7 protein-coding genes are annotated in these 9,561 nt (G+C 65.6%); 6 read left to right on the top strand and 1 reads right to left on the bottom strand.

Translation table 11 applies throughout. From position 1 onward, the window contains the following. The first annotated feature begins 53 nt into the window (after nt 1-53). From AKL29_RS35375 to AKL29_RS35365, 3 genes are all read left to right on the top strand, one after another. Entirely contained in the window at nt 54-500 is a 447-nt protein-coding gene (locus tag AKL29_RS35375; RefSeq protein ID WP_028334799.1) for a VOC family protein, read from the top strand. 94 nt (nt 501-594) lie between these two features. Continuing rightward, nucleotides 595-1,371 carry a ribonuclease HII gene (gene rnhB / locus AKL29_RS35370; protein ID WP_050387357.1) on the top strand — a complete coding sequence of 259 codons (777 nt, stop codon included), beginning with the start codon at nt 595-597 and terminating at the stop codon, nt 1,369-1,371. 257 nt (nt 1,372-1,628) lie between these two features. Beyond that, entirely contained in the window at nt 1,629-3,137 is a 1,509-nt protein-coding gene (locus AKL29_RS35365) for a glycosyltransferase family 39 protein (RefSeq protein WP_050387356.1), read from the top strand. 106 nt (nt 3,138-3,243) lie between these two features. Here AKL29_RS35365 and AKL29_RS35360 read toward each other — a convergent pair whose 3' ends face one another. After that, nucleotides 3,244-4,065, bottom strand: a complete 822-nt coding sequence (locus AKL29_RS35360) for a uracil-DNA glycosylase (RefSeq protein WP_050387568.1) — start codon at nt 4,063-4,065, stop codon at nt 3,244-3,246. Between the two features lie 293 nt (nt 4,066-4,358). On the opposite strand from AKL29_RS35360, the gene AKL29_RS35355 reads away from it, so the two are divergent. The 3 genes from AKL29_RS35355 (at nt 4,359) to AKL29_RS35345 (ending at nt 9,376) form a co-directional block, all read left to right on the top strand. Next, entirely contained in the window at nt 4,359-6,017 is a 1,659-nt protein-coding gene (locus AKL29_RS35355; protein ID WP_028334803.1) for an electron transfer flavoprotein-ubiquinone oxidoreductase, read from the top strand. A gap of 430 nt (nt 6,018-6,447) precedes the next feature. Beyond that, entirely contained in the window at nt 6,448-8,232 is a 1,785-nt protein-coding gene (locus tag AKL29_RS35350) for a tetratricopeptide repeat protein (protein WP_028334804.1), read from the top strand. 256 nt (nt 8,233-8,488) lie between these two features. Further along, the gene (locus tag AKL29_RS35345; protein ID WP_028334805.1) at nt 8,489-9,376 is read left to right on the top strand and encodes a 4-(cytidine 5'-diphospho)-2-C-methyl-D-erythritol kinase; all 888 of its coding nucleotides are present in this window, start codon (nt 8,489-8,491) and stop codon (nt 9,374-9,376) included. Nucleotides 9,377-9,561: the final 185 nt, after the last annotated feature.

Here is a 9,561-nt window from a genome sequence, read left to right as displayed (position 1 = left end):
GATTGCGCTTCGCTCCATCCGGGCTACGAACATAACAATAAGTGAGTGCAAACATGAGTAACACCCCGACCGCACGCTTCACCGTCCTCACGCTCGGCGTCAGCGACATGCGCGCCAGCATCGGCTTTTATGAGTCGCTTGGCTTCACCAGGAAGATGCGCGCGACCGGCGAGGAGGTCGCCTTCTTCGAGACCGGCGGCACCGTGCTCGGCCTGTTCCCGTGGCATCTGCTCGCCGCCGATGCCGGGCTGCCGGATCAGCCACGGCCGTTAGCGTTCCGCGGCGTCGCGATCGCCTGGAACTGCAACGACGACGCCGAGGTCGATCGTGTGATGGCGTTCGCGCTGTCGAAAGGCGCCAGGCTGCTGAAGCCCGCGCAGCCCACCAGCTATGGCGGCTATTGCGGCTATTTCGGCGATCCCGACGGCCACGCCTGGGAAGTGGTGCGCGCGCCGGGCTTTGAGGTTCGCGACGACCGCCGGGTGTCAATTCCCGATTAGAGCGCCGATCCCGATTGGAGCGGCGGATTGAATAGCGGGGAAGGGCGCCAGGTTCCCGGTTGCGCCACGGGCCGGGCTTGATCACCATCCCGGTATGATTCGGGACAAGTCCAGCGGCACGTCCAAGACCGCGTCGAAGAGGAAACCGGCCGAGCCGGCCAAGCCGGACAAGCGCGTCATCGTGGTGACGCGGCCGAGCTTTCGGCGCGAGCGCGCGCTGATCAAGCGCGGTGTCTGGCCGGTTGCCGGCTGCGACGAGGCCGGGCGCGGGCCGCTGGCGGGTCCGGTGGTCGCCGCCGCCGTGGTGCTGGACCCAAATCGGATTCCCAAGGGGCTCGATGATTCGAAGCGGCTGACCGTCGAGCGCCGCGAGGAACTGTTCGAGGAAATCTGCGCGACAGCAGCGTTCTCGGTCGCGGTGGCGTCACGGGCGCGGATCGACCGCGACAACATCCTGCGCGCCTCGCTGTGGGCGCTCGCGCGCGCCGTGCATGCGCTGCCGGAAATGCCGAAGCACGTCTTCGTCGACGGGCGCGACAAGCTCGCCACGCCCTGCGACTGCGATGCCGTGATCGGCGGCGACGGCATCGTGGCCTCGATTGCGGCGGCCTCGATCATCGCCAAGGTGACGCGCGATCGCCTGATGTGCGCGCTGGCGCTGGATTGTCCCGGTTACGGCTTCGAGCAGCACAAGGGCTATGCGGTCCCCGAGCACCTCGAGGCGCTCGACCGGCTCGGGCCGAGCAGCCATCACCGCAGCTTCTTCGCGCCCGTCGTCGCGGCGCGGCTGAAGCACTTCCCGGTCCCGGCCGAGCCGGACCTGTTCACGGTGGACGCCGAAAGCGAAGCCGCGGCATCCGAAGCGGCGTAAAGCGCGGCGGCGCCGCACTCTCGGTGTCATCGCCCGGCTTCGACCGGGCGATCCAGTATTCCAGAGACAGTTGTGTTCAAGCCTGGCCGCCGCAGCGTACTGGATGCCCCGCCTTCGCGGGGCATGACACCTGCATTTGACTTTGCACCGTGGACTCATCCGGCCCCGGTTGCCTCCACCGCCGCCGCCGTTTATCAAAACCCTCGGGATCAGATGGCGCCGCTTGATAGGGGTGGCTGGGGCATTTCAGGCGTTTCATGCGGTTTACCTCCCTGGTTGTCGAACTGATCCGCGCCCGGCCGCGCCTCGTGGTCTGGATCGTGGTGCTGGCGCAGGCCGCGATCTGGCTGTTCCTGCCGGCCATCTTCTACGGCAGTCCGCCCGGCAACCTCGCCACCATCCTCGCCTTCGGCCGCGAATATCAGGTCGGCACCGACATGGGACCGCCGCTCGCGTTTTGGCTCGCCGACATCGCCTTCCGCGCCGTCGGCAATCACGTGTTCGGCGTCTATCTCCTGGCGCAGGTCTGCGAAATCGTCACCTTTATCGCCTTCTACGCCCTGGCGCGCGCCATCGTCGGCGGCCCGCAGGGCGTGCTGGCGGTGCTGCTGTCGATGACGGTCGTGGTGTTCTCCTCGCCAAGCGTCGAGTTCGGCCCGCTGATCCTGGCGCGCCCGCTCTGGGCGCTGCTGCTGCTGCATTCCTGGCAACTGATCGGGCAAAACCGGCGCAGCGCCTGGTTCGCCTGGTCGATCGATTGCGGCCTCTTGCTGCTGACGACGCCGGCGGCGATCGGCATGATCCTGCTCGTGACAGGCTTTGCGCTCGCAACCGAGCGCGGGCGGCGCATGCTCAGGTCCGTCGATCCGATCTACGCGCTGCTCGTGATCATCGTGCTGGCACTGCCCTACCTGATCTGGCTGCTCCGCGCCGACGTGCTGGCGCTGCCGTCCCTGCCGGCACTCGCCAATCTGAAGGCGCACGCGCTGCGCTGGGGTGTGGTGCTCGGCGGGCTGATCGTGGCGACCGCCGCGATCGCGGTGCTGGCGATCCTCAATTCGCGCTGGTTCGCCCGCGATACGGAGGATGCTCCGATCATCTACCGTCCGCCGGTCAATCAACTGGCGCGGCAATTCGTGTATTTCTTCGCGTTCGCGCCGGCGATCGCCGGCAGCTTCGTCTCCGGGCTGTTCAATCTCGATCGCGCCTTCGGCGGCGCCGGCGTGGCGCTGCTGATGTCCGGGCTCGCCGTCGTCGTCGCGACCGGCGATCTGATCCCGCTCAGGCGGCAGCGGCAGCTGCGTTCGGTCTGGGCCCTGGCGGTCGCGGCGCCTGCCGCGCTCGCGCTGGCGGCAGTGCTGTTCCTGCCCTGGACCAGCACCACGGAGGCGTCCACCTCGCTGCCGGCAGCCGCGATGGGCCGCTTCTTCGATGACAGCTATGAGCGCCGCACCAACCAGCGCCTGCGCGCGGTGGCCGGCGATCCCGAGCTTGCCAGTCTGATTGCGATGAACCGCCGCCGCCCGCATCTTTTGCTCGACGCCACGCCGCAGCGGACGCCGTGGCTGTCGGTCGCAAAGTTCAACGAAACAGGCGGCGTCGTGGTGTGGCGCGCACAGGACACCGCCGGCACGCCGCCGCCCGACATCGCGCAGCGCTTCCCCGGCCTCGTGCCGGAAGTGCCGCGTTCGTTCGACCGGCTGGTCAACGGACGGCAGCCGGTGCTGCGGATCGGCTGGGCGATCGTACGGCCGAAGGGGACGTGATTTGACGCGGAGCTGTAGCCCGGATGAAGCGGAGCGAAATCCGGGGCCGCTCTTTCACACCACCTGATCCACCCGGATTGCGCTTCGCTCCATCCAGGCTACGAAGCTACGCGTTCGCCGCCTGCAGCACCTTCGCGATCGCGCGCAGATCCTGCCACGACAGCCGCTTGTACGACGGCGAGCGCAGCAGATAGGCCGGATGGAAGGTGGCGACGGCGCGGATCGTGCGGGTGCCGGTGTCGTAGTCGATCCATTTGCCGCGCGTGCGCATGATGCCCTCGCGCGTGCCGAGCAGCGCCTGCGTCGAGGGATTGCCGAGCGTCACCAGCACGTCGGGATTCACCAATTCGATATGGCGCTGGATGAAGGGCAGGCACACCTGCGTCTCCTGCGGCGTCGGCGTGCGGTTGCCGGGCGGCCGCCACGGGATCACGTTGGCGATATAGGCCTTGCTGCGGTCGAGCCCGATCGCGGCGATCATGCGGTCGAGCAGCTTGCCGGAGCGGCCGACGAACGGCAGGCCCTCGATGTCCTCGTCGCGGCCCGGCGCCTCGCCGACGAACATCACGCGCGCCTGCGGATTGCCGTCGGCGAACACCAGCCTGGTCGCGGTGTGCTTGAGCGCACAGCCGTCGAAATTCTCCATCAGCGTGCGCAGGGCTTCAAGCGTCGGCGCGGTCCGCGCAGCCTCGCGCGCGGAGGCGATCGCGGCATCCGGCGCCACGGTGATTTCGCTGCGCGGAACTGACGGCATCGGCGGCGGACGCAGCGGATTGAGCGCAACTGATGGACGCGGCGCGGCAGGGGCGGGAACTGGCTCCGGCTCCTCGAGCCGGTTGATGGGGGCATCGCCAAGCGCGCAATCGACCCCGGCCTCGAGGTAAAAGGCCAGCAATTGCTGCAGTGTAGGGGTGGGCTCGGGCATCAGGGCCATGATCGCGGCAATTTAGAGCATGATCCGGAAAAGTGGAAACCGGTTTTCCGAAAAGATCATGCTCAAACAATGAGATGAGATCATGATGCGATTCCGCGGGAACGCATCGTGATCGAGCGCATGATCCGGAAAAGTGCAGGCTCCTTTTCGGAAAAGATTATTCTCTGGGGTACCCGGGCCGTGCAAACCCATGGAAGCGCAATTCCATGGTTGTCCTTCCGCCAAAAATCGGAAACAACGACCCCTGAAAAGCTTAGAAGCGTTCTCAATGGGCTGAGATCAAGATCATGAGTGCTGAAGACCTTCCTCCGCGCGAGTCTATGGAATTCGACGTCGTCATCGTCGGCGCCGGCCCGTCCGGCCTGTCGGCCGCGATCCGGCTGAAGCAGCTCAATCCGGAGCTCTCGATCGTCGTGGTGGAGAAGGGCTCCGAGGTCGGCGCGCACATCCTGTCGGGTGCGGTGATCGATCCGGCCGGCCTCGACAAGCTCGTGCCCGACTGGCGCGAGGATGCCGACTGTCCCCTGAAGACGCAGGTCAAGCAGGACCGCTTCTACTGGACGACGTCGCAAGGCTGGTTCCGCCTGCCGAACTTCATCATGCCGCCGCTGATGAACAATCATCACTGCTACATCGGCTCGCTCGGCAATGTCTGCCGCTGGCTGGCCCCAAAGGCGGAAGCGCTCGGCGTCGAGATCTATCCGGGCTTTGCCGCGGCCGAAGTGCTTTATGACGACAAGGGCGCGGTGCGCGGCATCGCCACTGGCGACATGGGCATTGCCAGGGACGGCAGCCACAAGGATTCCTACACCCGCGGCATGGAGCTGCTCGGCAAGTACACGCTGTTCGCCGAAGGCGCACGCGGCTCGCTGTCCAAGCAGCTGATCGCGAAGTTCAATCTCGATGCCAACTCCGAGCCGCCGAAGTTCGGCATCGGCCTCAAGGAGGTCTGGCAGATCGACCCGGCGAAGCACAAGAAGGGTCGGGTGCAGCACACGCTCGGCTGGCCGCTGAACGACAGGACCGGCGGCGGCTCGTTCCTCTATCACTACGACGACAACCGGGTCGCGGTCGGCTTCGTGGTGCATTTGAACTACAACGACCCCTATCTGTCGCCGTTCGACGAATTCCAGCGCTTCAAGACCCATCCCGATGTCCGCGAGCTGTTCGAGGGCGGCAAGCGGCTCGCCTATGGCGCGCGCGCCATCACCGAGGGCGGCTACCAGTCGGTGCCGCGGCTCTCGTTCCCGGGCGGCGCGTTGATCGGCTGCGCGGCGGGCTTCGTCAACGTGCCGCGCATCAAGGGCGTCCACAACGCGATGGGCTCCGGCATGCTCGCCGCCGAGCATGTCGCGGCCGCGCTCGGCGCCGGACGCGCCAATGACGAGCTCGTCGAGTACGAGAACGCCTGGCGCTCGTCGGCGATCGGCAAGGACCTGTTCAAGGTTCGCAACGCCAAGCCGTTGCTGTCGAAGTTCGGCAACCTGCTCGGAACGGTGCTGTCCGGCTTCGACATGTGGTGCAACACGCTCGGCTTCTCGCTGTTCGGCACCCAGTCGCACGCCAAGCCGGATCGCAAGACGCTCGATCCGTCCAAGCAGCACCAGCCGATTGCCTATCCGAAGCCGGACGGCAAGATCTCGTTCGACAAGCTGTCGTCGGTGTTCCTGTCCAACACCAACCATGAGGAGGACCAGCCGGTCCATCTCAAGGTCGCTGACCTCAATCTGCAGAAGACCTCGGAGCACGACGTGTTCGCCGGTCCCTCCAACCGCTATTGCCCGGCCGGCGTCTATGAATGGGTCGAGGAGTCCTCAGGCCCACGCTTCCAGATCAACGCCCAGAACTGCGTCCACTGCAAAACCTGCGACGTGAAGGACCCCAACGGCAACATCACCTGGGTTCCGCCGGAGGGCGGCGGCGGTCCGAACTACGAGGCGATGTAAGGCAAGGGTGAGCTCGAGGCGGCCGACCACATTTGCGTGAGGCCGACGCGCGTTGCCGCAACCTCCGCTTGGCCTCTCCGCGTGTGGAGCGGCCGGATTGCACCACCGGCGACAACAGAAGACGCAGAAAAGGGTGCCGTGGCACCCGTATCTCGCGCTTTTTTCGTCCGCATGCGAATATGCCCGGCCCGGTCACGATACCGCCATACTGGGGGCGTCTTGCGGGGGCTGGCTGGATCAGCGGGCCTAAGGCCTAATCTGCCAATTGATTCGTCATGGGTTGCCTTTGGGCGATCCTTGCGGATAAGCGCCAAAAGCGGCATTGTCGCCCCGCCGTGATGCCGCCGCTTGGGTTCGCATTTTGAGACTGATCGCAAGATCTTGGCCATAAATCCATCTTGGCGTAAATCCCTGGAGCAAGGCGACCGTGATGCTGTCCACTCGATTCAACCGCCTGACGATTGCCGTTCTCGCTGCCGCGGCACTTGCCGTGCCTGCGCAGCTTGCAGCGCAAACGCCGGACCATCCGACCGATAATACCGCGCAATTCCCGTCCAAGAACGACCTGAAGTCGCTGACCACCGCCGGCAGCTATCTCGCCGCCCGCCACGCCAGCGTCGAGCGCGATGCGACCTCGGCCGCGGCGTTCTACCGCTCGGCGCTGCGCACCGACCCGAAGAATTCCGAGTTGCTCGACCGCGCCTTCATCTCCTCGCTCGCCGACGGCGACATCGAGGAGGCGGTCAAGCTTGCCGACCGCATCCTCACCCAGGACAAGGCCAATCGCGTTGCGCGCCTCGTCGTCGGCGTGCGCGATCTCAAGCTGAAGAAATATGCCGCCGCGCAGTCCAACATCAACCAGTCGGTGCGCGGCCCGATCACCGATCTCGTCGCGACGCTGCTGTCGGCCTGGGCCGCCTATGGCGCCGGCGACAGCAAAGCCGCGGTCGCCTCGATCGACAAGCTGACCGGCCCCGAGTGGTATCCGATCTTCAAGGACCTCCATGCCGGCATGATCTACGAGCTGTCCGGCAAGGAGAAGGATGCCGGCGCCCGCTTCGAGCGCGTCTACAAGCTCGACGATTCGATGCTGCGCACGGTCGACGAATATGCGCGCTGGACCTCGCGCAACAAGGACGCGGCCGCCGCGACCGCGATGTACGAGGCGTTCGACAAGAAGCTGCCGCGTCACCCGCTGGTGCTGGAAGGCATCAAGGAGACCAAGGCCGGCAAGAAGTTGCCGCCACTGGTCGAGTCACCGCAGGCCGGCGCGGCCGAGGCGCTGTACGGCATCGGCGCGACGCTGACCCGCCGCGGCGGCGAAGACCTCGCGCTGGTCTATCTGCAACTCGCGCTCTATCTGCAGCCCAACCATCCGCTGGCGCTGCTGTCGCTTGCCGATCTCTATGAATCGGTGAAGAAGCCGCAGATGGCGATCAAGGTCTACGAGCGGATGCCGGCGTCCTCGCCGCTGAAGCGCAACGCGCAGATCCAGCTCGCGACCAATCTCGATGCCGCCGACCGCAGCGAAGAGGCGATCAAGATCCTCAAGGAAGTCACATCGGATCAGCCGAAGGATATTGAGGCGATCCTGGCGCTCGGCAATATCGAGCGCGGCCGCAAGAAGTTCGCCGACTGCGCCACCACCTATTCGCAGGCGATCGACGCGCTGCCGGCCGGCGGCGACAAGAACGCCTGGGTCACCTATTACTATCGCGGCATCTGCGAGGAGCGCTCCAAGCAGTGGAACAAGGCCGAGGCCGACATGCGCAAGGCGCTCGAGCTGCAGCCCGAGCAGCCGCATGTGCTGAACTATCTCGGCTATTCCTGGATCGACCAGGGTATCAACCTCGACGAAGGCATGAAGATGATCAAGCGTGCCGTCGATCAGCGCCCTGACGACGGCTACATAGTCGACTCGCTCGGCTGGGCCTATTACCGGATCGGCAATTACGAGGAGGCGGTGAAGAACCTCGAGCGCGCGATCGATCTGAAGCCGGAAGATCCGACCATCAACGACCATCTCGGCGACGCCTACTGGCGCGTCGGCCGCACCCTGGAAGCCAAGTTCCAGTGGGCGCATGCCCGCGACCTCAAGCCCGAGCCGGAAGAGCTGCCGAAGATCCAGGCCAAGATCGACAACGGCCTGCCGGACGACACCTCCAACGCCGCCGCTGCCGAGAAGAAGAAGGACGACGACGGCAAGGGCGGCTGAGCGGCGGTCGTCGCGCTGCATCTTCATGAAATACCGTGATGCCCGGGCTAGTCCCGGGCATTGACGTTTGCCCGTCATGGCCGGGCTTGACCCGGCCATCCATCCCTTCGAGAAATTCGTTCTTGGTTGATAGATGCCCGGGTCAAGCCCGGGCATGACGAGTCATGGCGGAATTTCCATCCAAACAAAGGGATAGGATCGTGCGGCGATTTACGCTAATCGCATCACGATGTTTGTTTTTTAGGGGTTCATCGCCGTGCCGGCGCTGATTGAAGAAGGGCGTGCCAAGGTCAACCTGACGCTGAAGGTTGTCGGGCGGCGCGTCGACGGGTTTCACGACTTGGAGAGCGTCGTCGCGTTTGCCGATTGCGCCGATCGTCTCACGCTCGAGCCGGGACCGGAGCTGTCGCTTTCGATGGCGGGACCGCTGGCCGATGCCTGCGGCGATACATCGGACAATCTGGTGCTGAAGGCCGCGCGGCTGCTCGGCGAGCGCGTCGCGGACCTCGAGGTCGGCCATTTCACACTGGAGAAGGTGCTGCCCGTTGCGGCCGGCATCGGCGGCGGCTCGGCGGATGCCGCGGCGGCGCTGCGGCTGTTGGCGCGGCTCAATGAGCTCTCGCTCGACGATAGCAGGATCATGGAGGTCGCGCTGCAGACCGGCGCTGACGTGCCGGTGTGCGTCGCCTCGCGCGCCTGCGACATGACCGGCGTCGGCGAAGGCCTGCTGCCGCTCGACCTGCCGAAAATGCCGTGCGTGCTGGTCAATCCGCGCGTGCCGGTTGCGACCAGGGACGTCTTCAATGCGCTCGGTCTGCGCAATGGCGAACTCCTGATCGGCGCCACCGATGTCGTGATGCAGGCGCCGTCGTGGCCGGAAGCCGGCCGCGCGATCGACGATTGGATCGCGGCGCTGGAGCGCGGCACCAACGATCTCGAAGCCCCCGCGGCGCGCATCCAGCCCGTCATCAGTGACGTGCTGTCCGCGCTGCGTAAGACCCGGGACGTTCGCCTGGTGCGCATGTCGGGCTCGGGCGCGACCTGCTTTGCCGTGTTCGGAACCGACGCCGACGCCGAGGCGGCCGGCGAACAACTCCGCGCCGATCACCCCGGCTGGTGGGTGCATGCGGGCACGCTGAGCTAGCGCGTGGCCATTCTCTCTCCGTCATTCCGAGGCTTGCGCCAGGAGGCGCGCCCTCAGGTGCGCAATTGCGCACCGTGAATGACGACGGAGAGGGGTGCGACAAAACAACCCAGCAAAACCTGTCAATCCTCGCACGCGAAAATATTTCGCTTTATCAGAAGCGCAACTCAGTGCTATAGAAGCAG

Origin of the sequence: Bradyrhizobium pachyrhizi, assembly GCF_001189245.1 — a bacterium.
GTDB classification, from domain to species: Bacteria; Pseudomonadota; Alphaproteobacteria; order Rhizobiales; family Xanthobacteraceae; genus Bradyrhizobium; species Bradyrhizobium pachyrhizi.
Note: the sequence above shows the minus strand (reverse complement) of the source record. Positions and strands in the feature narration are given on the sequence as shown.

What these genes read in the sequence shown, in the direction of transcription:
- AKL29_RS35375 (WP_028334799.1), top strand. Translation starts at nt 54, where the DNA reads ATGAGTAACACCCCGACCGCACGCTTCACCGTCCTCACGCTCGGCGTC.
- rnhB (WP_050387357.1), top strand. Translation starts at nt 595, where the DNA reads ATGATTCGGGACAAGTCCAGCGGCACGTCCAAGACCGCGTCGAAGAGG.
- AKL29_RS35365 (WP_050387356.1), top strand. Translation starts at nt 1,629, where the DNA reads ATGCGGTTTACCTCCCTGGTTGTCGAACTGATCCGCGCCCGGCCGCGC.
- AKL29_RS35355 (WP_028334803.1), top strand. Translation starts at nt 4,359, where the DNA reads ATGAGTGCTGAAGACCTTCCTCCGCGCGAGTCTATGGAATTCGACGTC.
- AKL29_RS35350 (WP_028334804.1), top strand. Translation starts at nt 6,448, where the DNA reads ATGCTGTCCACTCGATTCAACCGCCTGACGATTGCCGTTCTCGCTGCC.